We start from the raw sequence: 19,268 nt of genomic DNA, 5'->3' as shown, positions 1-19,268 counted from the left end.
TCGTCATGAAGGATTTAAGCTAGCAGCACCGTTGTCACGCCTCTCTGGTGGGAAGGACGCGACAACCGGTATTTGGCTAGAACTAGCCTGCTGGAATCAATAGCCAGTATTCTCGCCTGGTAATAGAACTGAGCGAGAGATGGAGTGCTTAAGCACAGTGAGCTTTGGGGCGATCGCTCTCTCATGGCAAATCCGCCTTGAAAAAACCCGATTCAAAATGGAGATCTTGTAGGGGCATTGCAGACAGAATTCGGTATCATACCGAATCCAAATTCCACATCCTCGATATCCAACAGACCAACTTGTAGGGGTAAACGGGGGTTTGCCCTCAACCAATCAGGTGTAGCCAGGCAAGATTTCGTATCAGCAGCTCTTATTTTGAAAATCGCACTGGTAGATAAAGGGCTCTTGCCAGTGCAGCGGAATTTCGAGCAGGTCGCGCACGCCGGTAACGCCCTGGCTAATGAACAGCAGCACGGCAACGGTGTTGAGAACCGCGTGGGTCAACCGCCAGCGCTTTGACTTGTAAATTTCGGGCAGGGTGGCGAGGGCAAAGATCATCAGCATGGCCGCTGTCATACCCAGGTAAAAGTGGGAGACCTGCCACTCGTAGCCGCGCCGAAATACGCCTGGCTGCATACCCAGCAGCCACAGGCCCATCCCTGTGAGGGTAGCAAAAATGGCTCGCCAGTGGCGAGCGCTAGAACGGTACAGCAGCACCAGCGCCGCCAGGGTCAACCCGTACATAGCCACCACAAAGATCACCCGAAACGGGTCTTCGGCCCAGGCATTTTCGCGCAGAATAGTTTTGAAAATGGGGTGAGCTAGCCCCAGCAGCACCAGCCCCACCACCGCCCCAGCCAGCCACTGCCCCACCCGCACGTGCTCTTTGCCCACAACGGGGGCAATGGTGGATTTGGTTTTGTTGGCAACCGCCAGTCGGCGCTGGCGGGTTTGCACGGCAAAGTATACGGCCACACCAATCAGCGGCATCACCACCGTAACGGCCAGAAACGGATGCAGCAGTCTCAGCAGGTCTGGAGTATCTAACATAAGGTTTCCTGGGGGCAAACTCGCTTAGGGCAGAATTTTCCTTACTTTAAGCCACCAGCCCAGGCTCACGCCGTGATCCGCTTAACAATCGTGATGTTCGCCGGTTCTGGTCAGGTGCTTCTGCTGGTCCTACAGTAGCGATCGCCCCAGGGTCAAAGATTAAAGCGAGATAAGTGTTGCTCCAGCGCCTTGGGCAGCTGCTTGGCAATGTCGCCCTTGGTTTTAAAGGTGAGTCGGTTTTGGGCGGGCAGGTCAAAGGGGTACTGGCCAACGATATCGGGGCGCTCCATCTGGGCCAGCAGAATTTGCTCTGGCGGTTTGGCTTGCAGGGCGTAGCCCATCTCCACGCACACGTTGGGGCTGGGCACCAGCAGCGTTGTGTTGCCCTCCACCGAGGTAATTGGGGTGCCGTCGGCGACAAACAGCAGCGATTTGCGAATTTTGCGAGTCAGGGCGCTGTTTAACCGGGCCGGGCCGTCGCTCAAGCGATTGGACACCTCCAGCGTGAGAGCAACCCGCGATCGCTTGTTCAGATTTTCGACGGCATCGGTCAGCGCCTGGTGCAGCACCTCCGCCGACTCGCCGTACTCCTGCTGGTAGCAGAAGTAGATGATGGGCTCCAGGTGGGCCATGACCTCTAGCTTGGTGAAGTAAATTTCGTGGCTGGTCAGATCGATATTGGCGATCGCATAGCCGCCGCTGCCCTCAACGTAAAACTCCACCGTCTCGCCATCCAGGTAGCGCTGAAACCAGGCCGACTGCTTGACATCGTCGCTGTCGTCTAGAAAATCGGCCCGCAGCGCCGACTTCAGCAGGCTATTTTTGCTCAGCCGCAGGTCGTGGGGGCGCTTCTCCAGATCTCGCACCGGCTCGTAAGCTTCGAGATACCAGGCTTTAAGAGCAATAATGGCCATAAAAAGTCATCCTCTGAGGCTGAACGCGGCTTGTTTGGGCCAGGCTACGGGGCACGGGGCAGAAATCATCGCTTGATTCTAAGGCCAGATCGTAATTTCCAAAGGAACAAAATCGAAAGAAATGTTGCATTCCCCTCAGCCCGCTCCAGCAGCCTACGCGAGAACGCCAGAAACCAGCGCAGGTCGGCCAGCACCATCGCCTTTTGCTAGAGACTATTCTTCAGTATAACGCCTCAATAGATCATATGTACTATGTCTGAAGATCCACAAGGCCAGCAGACTCGGTTAGGCTAATTTGAACTGCCCCTGCGCTCTGGCTTTAAGGACACTTTTCCATGATCGACCTGTACTACTGGACGACCCCCAACGGCCACAAGATCACCATTTTTCTTGAAGAGGCCGACGTAGACTACACTATCAAGCCCATCCATATCGGCAAGGGCGAGCAGTTCGCCCCCGACTTTCTTAAAATTGCCCCCAACAATCGCATCCCCGCCATCGTCGATCACGAGCCTGCCGATGGCGGCGCACCCCTGAGCCTGTTTGAGTCGGGGGCCATTTTGCAGTATCTGGGCGAGAAGACGGGGCAGTTTTTGCCTACGGGATTGCGCGATCGCGCCAGCGTCATGCAGTGGCTGTTCTGGCAGATGGGCGGGCTGGGGCCAATGCTCGGCCAAAACCACCACTTCGGCAGCTACGCCCCCGAAAAAATTCCCTACGCCATCAACCGCTACGTCAAAGAAACCGAGCGCCTCTACGGTGTACTCGACACCCAGCTTGAAGGGCGTGAGTTCATTGCGGGCGACTACTCGATCGCCGACATGGCCTGCTACCCCTGGATTGTGCCCTACCAAACCCAGCAGCAAAACCTGGAGGATTTTCCCAATCTAAAGCGCTGGTTCGACGCCATCCAGGCCCGACCAGCCGTGCAGCGAGCCTACGACATCGCCAAAACCATTAGCTCCGAATCGACCATGACCGACGAGGCGAAAAAGATTTTGTTTGGCCAGGGCAGACGGTAAAAAATCAAGAGGCGTTTCCTGAGCGGAGTCGAAGGAAACGCCTCCTTACCGTCAGCGCCTTTCGGCTGCCTTAGACCAGCACTCCATTCAGGAAAATATCGGTCAAACACTCGGCCAGGTCTTTCATCGACTGGGGCGAGGCAGCTTCGTCGCCGAGGGTGTCTTGGCTGAAACCGGCGACGGTAAACATGCCCAAAAACACTCGCGCCACCATGCGGGCGTTCATGGGGCGGTAGACGCCGCGATCCATGGCGGTTTGAAAGAAGGCCTCGGCGACATCGATCATCTTACCGATCACTTCGGTCTGAATCTGCTCGCGCAGCTCGGGGTGAAACTGCGCCTCCATAAAGCAAACCCGCATCAGGGCCGAATTTTTTTGCAAATTGAGCATGCGCCGCTGCATCACCTGGCCGATCGCCTTGTAGCTGGCCATTTCGCTCAGCTCAGTCAGCAGATCGGTGAGAATTTCGACCCAGCCCTGGCTGGCGACCGCGACCAGAATGGCTTTCTTATTCTCAAAGTGGCGAAATAGGGTGCCTTCGGCTACCCCCGCCACCTGCGCCAGTTCGCGAGTGGTGGTGGCTCCGTACCCTCGCTTGGCAAACAGCTTCAGCGCCGCCTGCAAAATCTTAGTTTCGGTATCGACTTCGGCGGCGGCTTTAAAGAAAGGCACCATGATCATAGCCCTCTAAAGGAGAGCGCAAGGGAGCGCTTGAGGCCATTGTGACGCCATAATCTTGAGGCTCAGGGCGAGGTTTACATAACCTCATAAAACCTGAGATAACTACTCCTAATCTTGAATTCGATTGAGGTTTGCAAGTGAGGGGGCAAACGGCGTTTGCCCCTACGAGATAGCCCGTTTTTGACCTAGTGCTCTGTCAAGACTGAAATTTAGGGTAAGGCTATGCTTGGAATGGCTCTCCTCACGGTGCATTGCTGCGCGTTGGCAGAGCCTCGCCTTAGCGTTATGCACTCTACGGCACCCTAATCCTTATCATTGACGCTGCACTAGGGATGGACTTCGGCTTTGACCCCTTAGGATTTGCCAGCCACAAGACCCTTATTCAGCCTGGGCAGCCGAGTCTGCTGTCACCAGGGTCTGCTTCACAATCTCATCGCTAATCTTTCGCTTCAGGTCGTTGTCGTCAGCAGACTGCTCCAGAATGCTGTTGAAGGTGTCAATCGTCATACCATCGGCTTCAATGGCTTTTTCCATCTCCGCTTCGGTATCTTGCCGAATGGCGATAATGCGGTCTACAGCGGCCTTAAACTGCTTGTTTTCTTTTTTTGAGATCTTGGCCTTTTCAGCTACTTTGGCCATGTCTTCAGGGCTTTCGGCACCGCCACTGAGCTGGGTTTCTGCGATCGCATTAAACCGCTCAATACCCAGCCCTTCGTCTTCAACCGCCTTGACCATCTCCCGTTCGGCCTGCATCCGCAGAAGCTGCACCTCTTGATAGGCCTTAGCAAAGGTGGGAATGTCGCTGTCGCTGATCGCGGCTGGGGTGACGTCAACCACCTCAACACTGGCCGCCTGGGCCAGCAGCGGAGCAGCAGGGCTGGCCCAGGCCGCTCCTGGAATCAGCCACGCCAGCATTACGAGTAGGGCAGCAGCACAATAGTTCACCATACGGGTCTCCTGATTACGCGAAACGTCGGCCTAAAAATTCTTCCCTAGCCTAGCTTTTTGTTAGCACATCGGCATGGTGACGCAGGTGGTCGGCCATACAGGATGCAATAAAAAAGTAGCCGTGATCGTACCCAGGCTGCATGCGTAAAATTAAGGGTTGCCCCGCTTCCTTACAGGCCGCCTCGAATACTTCGGGCAGCAGCTGGTTCTGCGCCAGAAACGGATCGGCTGTGCCCTGGTCAATCAAAATGGTGCGTTCAGGCTGGGCACAGGTTTTTACCAGTTCGGTAGCGTCGTAGGCCTTCCAGCTATCGGAATCTGAGCCCAAATAGCCCGAAAACGCCTTTTGCCCCCAGGGGCACTGGGAGGGGGCCGCGATCGGGGCAAAGGCCGAAATAGATTTGAACCGCTCGGGGTTGCGTAGCCCGCACACCAGCGCCCCGTGCCCCCCCATGGAGTGGCCAAAAATACCCATGCGATCGGCTCGAATAGCAAAATTGTCGACAATCAGCGCGGGCAGCTCCTCAACCACATAGCTATACATGTTGTAGTGAGTGCTCCAGGGCGCTTCCGTCGCATCCACGTAAAACCCAGCCCCGGTGCCAAAGTCCCAGGCATCGGCTTCGTCGGGAACCCCTTCGCCGCGCGGGCTGGTGTCGGGAGCCACCAGCATCAGCCCGTGTTCCGCCGCGTAGCGCTGCGCCCCGGCCTTGCTGGTGAAGTTGTCTTCGGTGCAGGTCAACCCCGACAGGTAAAACAACACCGGCACCGGGCCAGCCTCCGCCTGGGGTGGCACAAACACCGCAAACCGCATCTCGCAGTTGCAGGCGATCGAGGGGTGGCTGTAGTAGCCCACGGTGCCGCCAAAGCAGGCGTGCTGGTTGTGGAGGGTGAGGGGCATGGGTGGATGGGTGGTGGGTGGATGGGTAGGCGGGTAGGTGGCTAGGTAGGTAAGCGGGTGGATGGGTTGTGTGATGACTTCTGACCTCCGGGCATGAGGGATGCCTAGTACTCGAAGGCCGTCATGTAACCACCGTTTTGGCGCGCTTGGCTCCCTAGCTCACCTGCTCCCTAGGGTCAGGAAATAGTCAACCTTGTTGGGTTCTGCGATCGCGCCACCCAACCTACAATTTCAGGTCTGACAGACCACTAGGTTGGGCAGTTCTTAACACCGAAGATGCGATAGGAGTGCCTAGAAGGTCACGACGCTGCGGATGCTTTCGCCCCGGTGCATGAGGTCAAAGGCGGTGTTGATCTCGTCGAGCGGCATCACGTGGGTGATCAGGTCATCAATATTGATTTTGCCGTCCATGTACCAGTCCACAATTTTGGGTACGTCGGTGCGGCCCCTGGCTCCGCCAAAGGCGGTCCCTTTCCACTCGCGCCCGGTGACAAGCTGAAAGGGACGGGTGCTGATTTCTTCGCCCGCCGCCGCGACGCCGACAATTACGCTCACCCCCCAGCCCTTGTGGCAGCACTCCAGCGCCTGGCGCATGAGGTTGACGTTGCCGACGCACTCAAAGCTGTAGTCGGCCCCGCCGCCGGTTAGCTCGACCAGGTAGGGCACCAGGTCGCCTTCAACCTCTTTGGGGTTGACGAAGTGGGTCATGCCGAATTTTTCGGCCAGCTCTTTTTTGCTGGGGTTGATATCAACGCCAATGATTTTGTTGGCCCCCACCATGCGGCAGCCCTGGATGACGTTGAGGCCAATGCCGCCGAGGCCAAACACCACCACATTGGCCCCCGGCTCGACTTTGGCGGTGTTGATCACCGCGCCAATGCCGGTGGTAACGCCGCAGCCGATGTAGCAGACTTTCTCAAAGGGGGCATCGGGGCGAATTTTGGCCAGGGCAATCTCAGGCACCACGGTGTAGTTCGAAAAAGTGGAGGTGCCCATGTAGTGGAACAGCGGCTCGCCTCCCAGGGAAAAGCGGCTGGTGCCATCGGGCATGAGGCCGCGCCCCTGGGTGAGACGAATGGCTTGGCAAAGGTTGGTCTTAAAACTCAGGCAGTACTCGCACTGGCGGCACTCGGGCACATACAGCGGAATCACGTGATCGCCGGGCTTGAGGCTGGTGACGCCGGGGCCGACTTCGGCTACAACTCCGGCCCCTTCGTGCCCAAGCACCGCTGGGAACAGCCCTTCTGGGTCTTTGCCGGAGAGAGTGTAGGCATCGGTGTGGCAAATGCCGGTGGCTTTGATTTCAACTAGCACTTCACCCTCGCGCGGCCCTTCGAGCTGAACGGTTTCGACGGTGAGGGGCTGGCCTGGGCCAAGGGCAACGGCGGCTCTAACATCCACGGGCAAAATCTCCTTTGGGCAGTTGAAATGACGGTGTTTGCCAATGACCAATGCAGACCCCTAGCAGAGGTGAGGCTCACTTGGGCTAGCCCTGAGCCGGAACGCTAAAGAGCCATTGCAATACCTTAGTCAGCTTACCGACTTTGTGGACCTTGAGCCATGTGTCAGCCTTTTCAGACATTCCCCGGCACAATGGCTGATGTCGCCGGGTACCCAGCCAAACCTCTTAGCGGGTGGGCATCTTAAGCCTAATAATTCCTGTGCATCTACCTATGATTGAATCGCTGCGACGGTCGCGCAAACCGTCTTCTGAGCAGTTCCAGACTGCTGGTTTTACGCTGACCGAAGGGCTGATTGTAGCGGTAATTATTGGGCTGCTGGTGGCGATCGCGGCTCCCTCCTTCTTTGGGTTTTGGCAGCAGCGCCAGATCAATATAGCCCGCGATATGGTGTATCAGGCCCTGCGAGTTACCCAGGCCGATGCCATGCAGCAGCGCAGCGATCGCCGCTTCAGCATTCGCGAGCGCAATGGACGCATTGAGTGGGCCAACCATCTTGAGGCTGTTCCAGCCACTCAGGTCACCACCTGGCAGCCCTTAATAGACGGCGTTGTACTTGCCGATATTGACAACACGCTCACGAAGGCTGGGGGAATTCACTACACCCGGTTTGATATGTACGGCAATTTGAAGTCAAAGGCCATCGGTGAACAGGGCACCATTACCCTCACCATCTCTGGTAAACGGGACACCAACCGCTGCGTGGTGGTTTCGACTGTGCTAGGAGCTTTGCGCAAGGGACAAGGACAGGCTAGGGCCAACGACAACGAACGCTTTTGCTACTAACCCACCACTCATTTGGAGCAAAACCGAGTTTAATGGGTTAGCGATACGAGTGGTTTGGGGAGTGGGAATGCCAGAACGAAACGAGGGTTGGTACGTGGTGCAGGGAGAAGACGGGAGTTGTCAGGTGCTCTCGGCTGAGAGCATTAGCCGAGAGCGGCTCCAGGATCAGCGCCCAATTTGGGGGCCATACGCTACTCAGGATGAGGCGATCGCCCGCCGAGTTGGCCTGATTCGCAGCGGCAAATGCAACCCTGTCTAAGGGTTGCGTCTAAGGGTTGCCTGATGGACAGCCGGGACGGCTATCCCACAAATCCATAGAAACTGTTTGGCTTTCTCTTGTGGGATAGGCATCCTGCCTGAGCCTGGCAGCCGAGGCGGCTATGCCCCGTGAAGCCTGGAGTCTAGGCTGCTTCGCGTCCGCGCAGAGAGTCGTAGCTCTGCAAGAACCAACCGTAAGTTTGCTCAATGCCGGTTTTGAGGTCGGTTTTAGCCTGCCAGCCGGCTGCGTTGAGCCGCGACACATCGAGCAGCTTGCGAGGGGTGCCGTCGGGTTTGCTAGTGTCGAATACCAGCTCACCCTCGTAGCCGACCACGGCCTGCATCGTCAAAGCCAGCTCTTTGATCGACACTTCCTGCCCGGTGCCAACGTTGACGAAATCCACGCCGTTGTAGGTGTTCATCAAAAATACCAGGGCGTCGGCCAGGTCATCGACGTACAAAAACTCGCGCAGGGGGGTGCCGGTGCCCCATACGGTGACGGTAGGGTCGCCGTTCACCTTAGCCTCGTGAAACTTGCGCATGAGGGCGGGCAGCACGTGGGAGTTAGCCAGATCGAAGTTGTCGTTGAGGCCGTAGAGGTTGGTGGGCATGGCCGAGATAAAGTTGACCCCGTACTGGCGGCAGTAGTTTTCGCAAAGTTTGAGGCCAGCAATTTTGGCGATCGCGTAGGGTTCATTGGTCGGCTCTAGAAACCCCGTTAGCAGGTATTCCTCTTTCATTGGCTGGGGGCACAGCTTGGGGTAAATGCAGGATGACCCCAGAAACAGCAGCTTTTGCGCCCCGTGGCGGTAGGCGCTGTGGATGATGTTGGCCTCAATCATCAAATTGTCGTACAGAAACTCGGCCCGGTAGGTGTTGTTGGCCTGGATGCCGCCGACTCTGGCTGCGGCCAGAAAGACATAGTCGGGCTTTTCAGTGGCAAAGAATTCATCCACGGCGGCTTGATCGCGCAGGTCTAGCTCCCGACTGGAGCGCAGCAGCAAATTCTCATACCCCTGGGCTTTAAGGGTTCTGACCAGGGCGCTACCGACCAGACCACGGGAGCCAGCAACGTAGATTTTAGAGTGAGTATCCATAACAGTTAGTTGAAATAGCAATTACACGAGCACTCATGTAGATGGCTGAACCCCATTGGCATGAGTCTGGCATTGCCCGTAGGTGATGACAACAGGTTGCCTTTAGAGTTTAGCCGTAGTTCACAATGGGCTTGAGGCTGCTCTCAAGTTTCCCCACCTCGTGATGCTATGCTCCCATTTTATGCCCCTGGCCAGCGCTGGCAGTTCTGGATCGATCGCGGCGGCACCTTTACCGACATTGTGGCCCGCCGCCCCGACGGGCAGATTTTGCTCCACAAGCTGCTGTCTGAGAACCCCGATCGCTACGCCGATGCCCCCATTCAGGGCATTCGCGACCTGCTGGGGCTGGGAAAAAATGAGACGATTCCCGCCGAGGCGATCGAGGCGGTAAAAATGGGGACGACCGTGGCCACCAATGCGCTGCTGGAGCGCAAGGGCGATCGCGTCCTGCTCTTGACCACAAAAGGATTCCGCGATGCCCTCCGGATTGGCTACCAGAACCGCCCCAACATCTTTGCCCGCCACATTGAACTGCCAGAGATGCTCTACGAGCGGGCGATCGAGGTCAACGAACGGCTCAGCGCCCAGGGGGAGGTGCTGCTTCCTTTACAAACGGAGGAAGAAGAACGCCTGGTTCAGGAACTTCAGCGAGCCTACGATGACGGGATGCGGGCCTGCGCGATCGCGCTCATGCATGGCTACCGCTACCCCGCCCACGAGCTGCGCCTGGGGGAACTCGCCCGCCAGGTGGGCTTTACCCAGATTTCCCTATCTCATCAGGTCAGCCCCCTGATCAAACTGGTCAGCCGCGGCGATACGACAGTAGTAGATGCGTATTTGTCACCGATTCTGCGCCGCTATGTCGATAGGGTGGCAGCGCAATTAATGCCTTTGTCTGAGGCACAGCTAGCTGTGCCTCAGACAAAGTTAATGTTCATGCAGTCCAACGGCGGCCTGACCGACGCAGCGCTGTTTCAGGGCAAAGACAGCATTCTCTCTGGCCCAGCGGGGGGTGTCGTCGGCGCGGTGCAGACCAGTCGCCAGGCCGGGTACGATCGCATGATTGGCTTCGACATGGGCGGCACCTCAACGGATGTCTCCCACTACCGGGGCGAGTACGAGCGCACCTTTGAAACTGAGGTAGCCGGGGTACGGCTGCGGGCACCGATGATGGCGATTCACACGGTGGCGGCGGGGGGCGGCTCCATCGTCAGCTTTGACGGCAGCCGCTACCGGGTGGGGCCAGAGTCGGCGGGGGCATATCCGGGGCCGGCCTGCTACCGCCACGGCGGGCCGCTGGCGGTGACCGACTGCAACGTCATGGTGGGCAAGCTCCAGCCCGAATTCTTTCCTCATGTGTTTGGTCCGGAGGGCGATCAGCCTTTGGATGCCGAAGTCGTGCGGGAAAAGTTTGCGGCCCTGGCGGAGGAGATCCGCGCGGCAACGGGGGATGTGCGCAGCCCTGAGCGGGTGGCGGCAGGGTTTTTGGCGATCGCGGTCGAAAAAATGGCCAACGCGATCAAAAAGATCTCGGTGCAGCGGGGCTACGACGTGTCTGACTACGTACTGTGCAGCTTTGGCGGGGCCGGGGGGCAGCACGCCTGCCTGATTGCCGATGCCCTAGGCATGAGCGAGGTGTTTTTGCACCCCTACGCGGGGGTGCTGTCGGCCTACGGCATGGGGCTGGCGGATGTGCGGGCGCTGAATGAGCGATCGGTCGAACTGCCGCTGGGGGAAGAGACACTGCCCGAGATTCAACAGGTGGTGGAATCGCTGGCGGAGAAAGGACTGGCGGAATTGCGGCGGCAGGGGTTTGAGGTTCAAGATTCAAAGTTCAAAATTCAGGCTTCGACAAGCTCAGCCACCCAGTCTGAATTGCCTCAAGTTTTGCCTCGGCTGCTGCTGAAGTATGAGGGCACCGATTCGACGCTGATGGTGGATTTTGCCGGGGTAGAGGCGATGCGATCGCAGTTCACGGCCCTACACCGCCAGCGCTACGGCTTTGCTCAGGAGACTAAGCGGCTGATTGTCGATACGGCTGCGGTCGAAGTCATCGGCCACACCCACAGCCCCGACGAACCCGAGGTTCACAGAACCCGCACCGCGCCGCTGGTGCCCAAGGCCACCGTCCCCGTCTACACCGCCGATGCTTGGCACGATACGCCGGTCTATCACCGCGAGGATTTGTGTCCGGGGGATGCGATCGCAGGCCCCGCCCTGATCATCGAAGCCACCGGCACCAACGTCATCGAACCCGGCTGGAGCGCTACCCTAACCGCAAAAGGGCATTTGATATTGAAGAAAATAGCCTCAGGTACAAGTTCCGTGGGTTTCGCCAGCGGAGAGCTTGTGAATAGTAGCTCAGTGGAAATCAGCTCAACCCACGCTACAAATTCAAAATTCAAAATTCAAAATTCAAAATCCAAAACCATCGATGCCCCCCTTCGACTCCGCTCAGGGAACACCACGCACCCACGCACCCACGCACCCACCTCCCCCCCCGATCCCGTTCTGCTGGAAATTTTCAACAACCTCTTTCGCGCCGTAGCCGAAGAAATGGGAATCGCACTGCAAAACACCAGCTACTCAGTAAATATCAAAGAGCGGCTCGATTTTTCCTGCGCGGTGTTTGATCAAAACGGTCAGCTCGTCGCCAATGCGCCCCACATTCCAGTACACCTGGGCTCAATGGGTGAGAGCGTGCGAAGTTTGATCGAGGCCAAGGGCGATCGCCTCCAACCGGGCGACGTTTACCTGCAAAATAACCCCTACAACGGCGGCACTCACCTGCCAGATATTACAGTTATCACGCCAGTATTTTTTGAGGAAAGCCAGAAGCCAGAAGGCATTCAACACTTAACATTCAACACCCACCCATCCACGCCCTCCCTTCGACTCCGCTCAGGGAACGCTACCCATCCACTTATCCACCCATCCACTCACCCACTCTTCTACGTTGCATCGCGCGGCCACCACGCCGACATTGGCGGCATTACCCCCGGTTCAATGCCCTCAAACAGCACCTCCATTGAAGAAGAAGGGGTTTTATTAGACAACATTCAACTCGTCGATCAGGGGCGGTTTCTGGAAGCTGAACTGCTGGAAATTCTCACCAGATCTCCCTATCCCGTGCGGAACCCGACGCAGAATGTGGCCGACTTGCAGGCGCAGATTGCAGCCAACGAAAAAGGAGTGCAAGAGCTGCAAAAGCTGGTCGATCACTACGGTCTCGACACTGTGCAAACCTACATGCAGCACGTGCAAGACAACGCTGAAGAATGCGTGCGGCGGGTGATCGATCGCCTCCACGACGGCCAGTTTACCTACCCCATGGACAATGGCAGCGCGATCGCCGTGCAGGTCACGGTGAACCGAGCGCAGCGCAGCGCCCGCATCGACTTCACTGGAACGTCTGCTCAGCAGCCCAGCAACTTCAACGCCCCCTCGGCAGTGTGCAAAGCGGCGGTGCTCTACGTGTTTAGAACGCTGGTGGATGACGATATTCCCCTCAATGCGGGCTGTCTGAAGCCGTTGGAAATTGTCATTCCTGAAGGTTCAATGCTAAACCCGCGCTACCCGGCGGCGGTGGTGGCGGGCAATGTAGAAGTGTCGCAGGCGGTGACCGATGCGCTGTATGGGGCACTGGGGGCGATCGCGGCTTCCCAGGGCACCATGAACAACCTCACCTTTGGCAGCGATCGCCACCAGTACTACGAAACCATCTGCGGTGGCTCCGGCGCTGGCCCCGGCTTCTGTGGCACCGACGCGGTGCACACCCACATGACCAACTCGCGGCTGACCGATCCCGAGGTGCTAGAGTGGCGCTTTCCGGTGCTGCTGCGGGAGTTTGCCATTCGCCAGGGCAGCGGTGGGGCAGGGGAATTTGCGGGCGGCAACGGCATTGTGCGCACCCTAGAATTTCGCGAACCGATGACGGCGGCGATTCTGTCGAACCATCGCCGGGTACCGCCCTTCGGCCTGGCGGGCGGTCGGCCGGGGCAGGTGGGCGAAAACCGGGTGATCCGCGCCGATGGCCAGGTGGAGGTGCTGCCGGGGCCGGTAACGGTGGTGCTGGAACCGGGCGATTGCATTCAAATTGCGACCCCTGGCGGCGGTGGTTACGGGCATAGATCGGGGTAAAATGCAACCAGAAACCGGGCTCCTTTTTAGAAATTGTTAGCGAACTCGTACAGCTCGCAAAAGAAGCCCAGTTTCTAATCTGCACCTGCTCTAAAGATGTCCTGCGCTGTTAGCCTCAGGTCTTCAAAGGTTGGTGAAACCAGGCGATCGTTTCCAGTAAATCGCTCTAATTGATAGCCATCGGCCCCAAGGGTACAGAGCGTAATTGTAGGCTGCTTGGGCTGGCCAATCACCCGTGCCGCTCCCAGGGCGCGAAAATCTACGATCCAGTATTCGGCAATGCCCATGGCCTTATAGTCTATGAATGCCTCAAAGCTCAGGGGTTGCTCTGTAGCCTGCACCATCTCAACACCCGCCAGGGTTTTAGAACTGATAGGACTAGCTTACTGCACGACACCTACGACCTTGGATGCACAAACCTGCACTCGTTAAAAGCAAGGCGATGTAGTCCAAACGACTTGACAAATCAAGTTTTCTTGAAATAATCAAAGCATCAACTTTTTTTGAAATAAAGCGGATTGGCCAGGCGTGATTCATCCGGGTCACGGAATGGTTTGCTTTGGATTTTGGCGGGGAAAAACGCATGGTTAGAGTTGCCGTTAACGGATTTGGTCGCATTGGGCGACTGGTGCTGCGGGCAGGCTGGGACTTCCCAGAACTTGAGTTTGTCCACATCAACGAAGTCAAGGGCGGCGCTGAGGCAGCGGCGCACCTGCTCAAGTTCGACTCCGTCCACGGGCGGTGGAATCATGAAGTAGAGGTCGTGGGCAGTGAAAAAATTGCGATCGACGGCACCCCCCTTAGCTTCAGCAGCGGCGCGTCCCCCGGCGAGGTGCCCTGGGCTGACTACGGCGTAGACCTGGTGCTGGAGTGCTCCGGCAAGTTTCGCACCGCAGAATCTCTGGCCCCCTACTGCGATCGCAGCGTCAAAAAAGTCATCGTCGCTGCCCCGGTAAAAGAGGGGGCGCTCAACGTGGTCTACGGCATCAACGACAGCCTCTACAATCCGGCAGAACATCATCTGCTGACTGCCGCCTCCTGCACCACCAACTGCCTGGCTCCAGTGGTCAAGGTCATCCACGAAGGGTTGGGCATTCGCCACGGCGTGATCACCACCATCCACGACCATACCAATACCCAAACCATTGTGGATGCCCCCCACAAAGACCTGCGCCGCGCTAGAGCGACGGGGATGTCGCTGATTCCGACCAGCACGGGGTCGGCCACCGCCATCACAATGATTTACCCCGAACTGGCGGGCAAGCTCAACGGCCTGGCGGTGCGCGTACCGCTGTTGAACGCCTCCCTCACTGACTGCGTATTTGAGGTCGATCGCCCCACCACTGTTGAAGAAGTCAACCAGCTGCTCAAAGCCGCCGCTGATGGCCCCCTGCACGGCATTCTCGGCTACGAAACCCGGCCCCTGGTATCGGTGGATTACAAGGATGATCCGCGATCGTCAATTATCGATGCCCTCTCCACGATGGTCGTGGATGGCACCCAGGTCAAAATTCTCGCCTGGTACGACAACGAGTGGGGCTACTCCTGCCGGATGGCCGAACTCGCCCGCAAGGTGGCGCAGAGTCTATAGACCGATTCTTCAAAAGATAGACCTGAACTCTGTGGTGCATTGCTGCGCGTTGGCGGAGCCTCGCCCTAGCGTTATGCACCCTACGGATACCGATCCACCCATCTACTCGCCCACCCATCCACCCGACTACCCATGACCTCCTCTACCTTCAAGCCTGAGAGCTTGCGCAACTACGCCATCATCACTGCCGCCTATTGGGGCTTTACCATCACCGATGGTGCCCTGCGGATGCTGGTGCTGCTGCACTTTCACGTGCTGGGCTACCAGCCGTTTGAGATTGCCATGCTGTTTCTCTTCTACGAAGTGTTTGGCGTGGTGACAAACTTTTTTGGCGGCTGGATTGGCTCTCAGGTGGGGATTCGGCAAACGCTGTACGGCGGTATTGCCCTGCAAATTTTTGCCCTGGGGATGCTGAGCTTTTTGAACCCCGACTGGCTGGTGCCGGTGCAGGTGGGCTACGTGATGGTAGCCCAGGCGTTCTCAGGCATCGCGAAGGATCTGACCAAGATGAGTTCTAAGAGCGCCATTCGCCTGGTGGTGCCCAGGTCGGCAGCGTCGCGGCTGTTCAAGTGGGTGGCAGTGCTGACCGGGTCAAAGAATGCGCTGAAGGGGGTGGGTTTTTTTGTCGGGGCGGCTCTGCTGGAGTGGGTGGGCTTTCGCCCGGCGCTGTGGATTCAGGCGGCAGTGCTGGGGATGATTTTGCTGTCGGGACTATTGCTACCCGCCGAGATGGGCAAGATTGGCAAAAAGGTGCCGTTTCGGCAGCTGTTTTCTAAGAGCAGAGAGATCAACGTGTTGTCGGCGGCGCGGTTCTTTTTGTTTGGCTCGCGGGATGTGTGGTTTGTGGTGGCGCTGCCGGTGTTTTTGTACGAGGTGCTGGGCTGGCAGTTTATGCAGGTGGGCACCTATATGGCGATTTGGGTGATTGGCTACGGCATAGTGCAGTTTTTGGCTCCGCAGCTGTTGCGCAAAGACAGTACCGGCAAGGTGGTGCCCAGGGCAAAAACGATTCTGTTTTGGACTTCGATGTTGACCGCAATTCCGGCCCTGATTGCGCTGGTGCTGATGTCAGGGCTGCGCGGCGACATTGCGGTAACGGGGGGGTTGATTGTGTTTGGGGTGGTGTTTGCGTTTAACTCGGCGGTGCACTCGTACCTGGTGCTGGCCTACACCGAGGATAAAGACGTCAGCTTGAATGTGGGCTTTTACTACATGGCTAACTCGGGCGGGCGGCTGCTGGGCACGATTACCTCGGGCCTGTTTTACCAATGGTTTGGGCTGGTGGGCTGCCTGTGGGTGTCGAGCCTGTTTGTGCTGGCGGCAGCGCTGATTACGACGCAGCTACCCGATCCTAAAACCTCAGGTGCAGTAGGGGTTTGAGCTGTTTAGAACCATCAATAGTGGTAGCGGCAGGCCAAGATGCGAACCTGGTCTTCGCAGACTTCGTAGACCAAACGATGCTCTTGAGTAATGCGCCTCGACCAGCATCCCTGCAATTCATGCTTCAGGGGTTCTGGCTTGCCTGTCCCAGTGAAGGGCGATCGCTGAATTTCTCGGATGAGCTTGACAATCCGCAGGGCAGTTTTGCGATCGTTCTGAATCTACCAGGCTAAGTCTTCAAAGGCATTTGGGTCAAATTCAACCGGCTTCATTCTAGCCCTAGCTGAGTGAGGGCAGTTTCAAAGGCAATGCCCTCGCCACGTTGCTTAGCTTCTAGTAAGCGCTGACGCATGGCATCACTTTTGAGCAAGTGCTGAGTCTCAAGTTCACCCAAAATACTCTGCCATAGCTGAACAGGCAGAATAACGCCTGTGACCTCCCCCTTGTCGTTAGAGATGTATTGAACTTGTGGGTCAAGCATAGCTAGATCATGAGACTGTGTGCCTGTAGTGTAGCAACCTGAGTTGTGGAGGGGCCGCTCAACCAACGTCGGTAAGCTCTCATCCCAAAGAATTGTAAGGGGAGGGAGTTTCGGGAATTTAGTTCACTAAACTGTAGTTATAGCTACAGTTTTTTCGAGGAAATTGGTATGGAGAACAAGTCTGCCAGCGAGCGTCGTCAGGTGATTGGTGAGCTGCGTCATCAGCTGCGGTTTGCGCAGCCTCAGGAGCGCGATCGCATTCGTCAAGAGCTAAATTTTTGGGAAATGCGGGGCCGCTAACTCGCGGGTAGCAGGGGCAGCAGCAGGGTGACGAAGAAGTACACCAGCGCCCCTGTAAACACATAGCTGTCGGTGCGGTCTAAAATGCCGCCGTGGCCGGGGATGAGGGCTCCAGAGTCTTTGACCCCGGCGTCGCGTTTCATGAGCGATTCGGTCAGGTCGCCCAGCAGGCTGGAGATGCCAACCATGAGGCCCAGGGCCGCACCAGTGGCAGGCCAGAGAGGCCACTGTAGCCAGTAGCTGCCGAGCAGGGCTACCACCGTGCTGCCCAACATGCCAAAGGCCGCCCCTTCCACCGTTTTCTTGGGGCTGATGTTGGAGAGCGGGGTGCGGCCAATCATTTTTCCAGCGGTGTAGGCCCCAATATCGGAGGCCCAGATGCAGGCGAAGGCCAGCAGCGTTACCACCAGTCCGTAGGGCAGCGCCTCCAGAGCCGGGGGCCAGGTTTCGGGCCAGAAGCCGCCCAGGGGTAAGGAGGCCGAGGTGTCGCCCAGGTCGCGCAGCCGTACCCAAAAGCTGGGCAGATAGCCACCGTAAAACAGGCCCAAAATGGAGGCGGCCACATCGGCAATGGTGGCCACCTGGGGCTGAAACAGCAGATAAAAACAGATAAACGTGCCGCTCAGGGGCAGCAGGGCATCGGCCAGCGGTGGGGAGACATGCGCCATAATCAGCAACAGCTGACTCACCACCAGCGTGGTTTTGGCCGCTGGCAAAATGCCTTTAGCCTTGACCAGGGCAAAAATTTCGAGCTGGCCCAAAAAGATCAGGACGCCAAACCCCAGGGTAAAGTACCATCCCCCCAGCCCAATCATGGCCAAAGCCACGACGATCGCAACGAGTCCGCTAATGATTCGAGACCAGGGCATAGGCGAGGGCAAAAAAGGATTAACTGAGGGCTGAGTTGGGGCGCTACCCCCGAGCGGTGGGCAGTAGCAAACGCTAACTGTCTACTATCACTGTGCCACATTACCCCGCAAGCACCGCAGAAACTAAGCTGATTGGCCTGTGATGGTCAAAACCAGGCAGATAGTATTGGCTGAAATTTGCTCTCGCATCCGCTCGTCGGGCGACTAATTGGCGGTCGCCAGCTCGGGGTAGCCTGCCTCAATGAGGGCGCGATCGCGGATTCGGCAAGAGTCACACCGGCCGCAGGGCGCAGCCCCACCCTGGTAGCACGACCAGGTGGCGGCGATCGGCACCCCCAGCGCTACGGCGCGACGCACAATATCCACTTTAGAATCCATTACCAGGGGCGCAACCAGCCTGGGCGCGTGGCCCTCCAGCCCCGCTTTGGATGAGAGCTGGGCCAGCTGTTGAAAGGCGGCCAGATACTCAGGCCGACAGTCGGGATAGCCGGAGTAATCGACCGCATTGATGCCCAGGTACACCGCCTCGGCCCCCTTGGCTTCGGCCAGGGCCAGGGCGAGGGCAATAAAGACCGTGTTGCGCCCCGGCACGTAGGTGGAGGGAATGCCCGCCTCAATACCGTCCTGGGGCAGCGGCTGGGCCAGGTCGGTGAGCGACGATGCGCCCCACTGGGCCAGGTTGACATCAATAAAGTGGTGATCTGCGATCGCAAAATGCTTTGCCACCGCCTTTGCGGCCTCCAATTCGCGCTGGTGCCGCTGGCCGTAGTTAAACGAGAGGGCCACCAGGTTGTAGCCATCTGCGATCGCCTGGGCGGCAGCGGTAGCCGAGTCGAGACCACCGGAGAGCAGCACAACGGCCTTGGGGGTGGGCTGAGACATGGGTAAACGTTCTCCTGGGGCACTGGGCAAAACCATTCTCTTGGCCAAGAGCCAGAGCGTAAGGTTCAGCCCTCAATTCTAAAGGGTCACTGAAATTAGGGCAGAGCGGGGTTGCATTGAGCGTCCTGGCGCTACTCGACCAGCACGTAGCGGGTGAGTACGCGCATGATTTCGTTGATGCGCCCGGTGGGCTGGGGTTTGCTCCACTCTCGCACTTCGGCAAAGCCCAGGCGGTAAAGCTCGTGGATGATGCGCTCGACGCCGTGGGCGCTGCCGATGACCAAGATGCGAATGACCTCGCGGCCCGGCTCGGCGGCAGGTTCGATGGTGACTTGCAGTGCAGGGTTATTCAAGGTGGAGGGGAGAAAAGCTTGAGGGTAATTGCTCAACTCAGTAGCCAATCAGCCTGCTGTGAGGTAAGGGCACGAGAAATAGCCTCGAAGGCAGAAATGCCTTGACGGCGAGCCGTGTTCACCAGTGAGCGCACCTGAGCAAACAACTCCG

General features: G+C 57.7%; 20 protein-coding genes. 7 read left to right on the top strand and 13 right to left on the bottom strand.

The genetic code is table 11. From position 1 onward, the window contains the following. Positions 1–363: 363 nt before the first annotated feature. Positions 364–1,053 (bottom strand): DUF4079 domain-containing protein, encoded by a 690-nt coding sequence (locus ACQ4N7_RS13970; RefSeq protein ID WP_430712116.1) that lies wholly within the window; start codon positions 1,051–1,053, stop codon positions 364–366. Positions 1,054–1,205: 152 nt separating this feature from the next. Next, positions 1,206–1,967 carry a hypothetical protein gene (locus ACQ4N7_RS13965; RefSeq protein WP_430712115.1) on the bottom strand — a complete coding sequence of 254 codons (762 nt, stop codon included), beginning with the start codon at positions 1,965–1,967 and terminating at the stop codon, positions 1,206–1,208. A gap of 335 nt (positions 1,968–2,302) precedes the next feature. Here ACQ4N7_RS13965 and ACQ4N7_RS13960 point away from each other — a divergent pair, with 335 nt between their 5' ends. Further along, positions 2,303–2,989, top strand: coding sequence for a glutathione binding-like protein (locus ACQ4N7_RS13960; RefSeq protein WP_430712114.1), 687 nt, complete (start codon positions 2,303–2,305; stop codon positions 2,987–2,989). A 70-nt stretch (positions 2,990–3,059) separates the two neighbouring features. On the opposite strand, the gene ACQ4N7_RS13955 is transcribed toward ACQ4N7_RS13960, so the two are convergent. The 4 genes from ACQ4N7_RS13955 to ACQ4N7_RS13940 form a co-directional block, all read right to left on the bottom strand. Further along, positions 3,060–3,665, bottom strand: coding sequence for a TetR/AcrR family transcriptional regulator (locus ACQ4N7_RS13955; RefSeq protein WP_106872490.1), 606 nt, complete (start codon positions 3,663–3,665; stop codon positions 3,060–3,062). A 384-nt stretch (positions 3,666–4,049) separates the two neighbouring features. Further along, positions 4,050–4,619, bottom strand: coding sequence for a DUF4168 domain-containing protein (locus ACQ4N7_RS13950; RefSeq protein ID WP_430712113.1), 570 nt, complete (start codon positions 4,617–4,619; stop codon positions 4,050–4,052). 49 nt (positions 4,620–4,668) lie between these two features. Next, a complete protein-coding gene (gene fghA / locus ACQ4N7_RS13945) occupies positions 4,669–5,520 on the bottom strand; it encodes an S-formylglutathione hydrolase (protein ID WP_430712112.1) in 852 nt (283 codons plus the stop codon). Positions 5,521–5,811: 291 nt separating this feature from the next. After that, on the bottom strand, positions 5,812–6,921 hold the full coding sequence (locus tag ACQ4N7_RS13940; RefSeq protein WP_430712111.1) for an S-(hydroxymethyl)glutathione dehydrogenase/class III alcohol dehydrogenase: 1,110 nt from the start codon (positions 6,919–6,921) through the stop codon (positions 5,812–5,814). 272 nt (positions 6,922–7,193) lie between these two features. Between ACQ4N7_RS13940 and ACQ4N7_RS13935 the strand changes: the two genes are divergently transcribed. Both ACQ4N7_RS13935 and ACQ4N7_RS13930 read left to right on the top strand, forming a co-directional pair. Continuing rightward, positions 7,194–7,766, top strand: coding sequence for a pilus assembly FimT family protein (locus ACQ4N7_RS13935; protein WP_430712110.1), 573 nt, complete (start codon positions 7,194–7,196; stop codon positions 7,764–7,766). Positions 7,767–7,833: 67 nt separating this feature from the next. Then, positions 7,834–8,025, top strand: a complete 192-nt coding sequence (locus tag ACQ4N7_RS13930; RefSeq protein WP_430712109.1) for a hypothetical protein — start codon at positions 7,834–7,836, stop codon at positions 8,023–8,025. 142 nt (positions 8,026–8,167) lie between these two features. Here ACQ4N7_RS13930 and fcl read toward each other — a convergent pair whose 3' ends face one another. Next, positions 8,168–9,121, bottom strand: coding sequence for a GDP-L-fucose synthase (gene fcl, locus ACQ4N7_RS13925; RefSeq protein WP_430712108.1), 954 nt, complete (start codon positions 9,119–9,121; stop codon positions 8,168–8,170). 168 nt (positions 9,122–9,289) lie between these two features. On the opposite strand from fcl, the gene ACQ4N7_RS13920 reads away from it, so the two are divergent. Continuing rightward, positions 9,290–13,261 carry a hydantoinase B/oxoprolinase family protein gene (locus ACQ4N7_RS13920; protein WP_430712107.1) on the top strand — a complete coding sequence of 1,324 codons (3,972 nt, stop codon included), beginning with the start codon at positions 9,290–9,292 and terminating at the stop codon, positions 13,259–13,261. A gap of 74 nt (positions 13,262–13,335) precedes the next feature. On the opposite strand, the gene ACQ4N7_RS13915 is transcribed toward ACQ4N7_RS13920, so the two are convergent. Then, entirely contained in the window at positions 13,336–13,605 is a 270-nt protein-coding gene (locus ACQ4N7_RS13915; RefSeq protein WP_430712106.1) for a Uma2 family endonuclease, read from the bottom strand. Positions 13,606–13,844: 239 nt separating this feature from the next. Here ACQ4N7_RS13915 and ACQ4N7_RS13910 point away from each other — a divergent pair, with 239 nt between their 5' ends. Both ACQ4N7_RS13910 and arsJ read left to right on the top strand, forming a co-directional pair. Then, a complete protein-coding gene (locus ACQ4N7_RS13910; protein ID WP_430712105.1) occupies positions 13,845–14,852 on the top strand; it encodes an ArsJ-associated glyceraldehyde-3-phosphate dehydrogenase in 1,008 nt (335 codons plus the stop codon). A gap of 132 nt (positions 14,853–14,984) precedes the next feature. Then, complete coding sequence (gene arsJ, locus ACQ4N7_RS13905; protein ID WP_430712104.1) at positions 14,985–16,232, top strand: organoarsenical effux MFS transporter ArsJ; 1,248 nt, start codon at positions 14,985–14,987, stop codon at positions 16,230–16,232. Between the two features lie 14 nt (positions 16,233–16,246). Here arsJ and ACQ4N7_RS13900 read toward each other — a convergent pair whose 3' ends face one another. Further along, complete coding sequence (locus ACQ4N7_RS13900; RefSeq protein WP_430712197.1) at positions 16,247–16,453, bottom strand: Txe/YoeB family addiction module toxin; 207 nt, start codon at positions 16,451–16,453, stop codon at positions 16,247–16,249. 47 nt (positions 16,454–16,500) lie between these two features. Further along, positions 16,501–16,713: a prevent-host-death protein gene (locus ACQ4N7_RS13895; protein WP_430712103.1), complete on the bottom strand. Its 213-nt coding sequence runs from the start codon at positions 16,711–16,713 to the stop codon at positions 16,501–16,503. Positions 16,714–16,881: 168 nt separating this feature from the next. Between ACQ4N7_RS13895 and ACQ4N7_RS13890 the strand changes: the two genes are divergently transcribed. Then, positions 16,882–17,013 (top strand): hypothetical protein, encoded by a 132-nt coding sequence (locus ACQ4N7_RS13890; protein WP_255534659.1) that lies wholly within the window; start codon positions 16,882–16,884, stop codon positions 17,011–17,013. Here ACQ4N7_RS13890 and ACQ4N7_RS13885 read toward each other — a convergent pair. The 3 genes from ACQ4N7_RS13885 to ACQ4N7_RS13875 form a co-directional block, all read right to left on the bottom strand. Then, positions 17,010–17,882 (bottom strand): phosphatidate cytidylyltransferase, encoded by an 873-nt coding sequence (locus ACQ4N7_RS13885; RefSeq protein ID WP_430712102.1) that lies wholly within the window; start codon positions 17,880–17,882, stop codon positions 17,010–17,012. The genes ACQ4N7_RS13890 and ACQ4N7_RS13885 overlap by 4 nt on opposite strands. Positions 17,883–18,086: 204 nt before the next feature. Continuing rightward, positions 18,087–18,764: a 7-cyano-7-deazaguanine synthase QueC gene (gene queC, locus ACQ4N7_RS13880; protein WP_430712101.1), complete on the bottom strand. Its 678-nt coding sequence runs from the start codon at positions 18,762–18,764 to the stop codon at positions 18,087–18,089. A 131-nt stretch (positions 18,765–18,895) separates the two neighbouring features. Then, positions 18,896–19,117, bottom strand: a complete 222-nt coding sequence (locus ACQ4N7_RS13875; protein WP_430712100.1) for a hypothetical protein — start codon at positions 19,115–19,117, stop codon at positions 18,896–18,898. Positions 19,118–19,268 lie beyond the last annotated feature (151 nt).

The organism is Nodosilinea sp. AN01ver1 (assembly GCF_050565655.1).
Classification (GTDB): Bacteria; Cyanobacteriota; Cyanobacteriia; order Phormidesmidales; family Phormidesmidaceae; genus Nodosilinea.
Note: the sequence above shows the minus strand (reverse complement) of the source record. Positions and strands in the feature narration are given on the sequence as shown.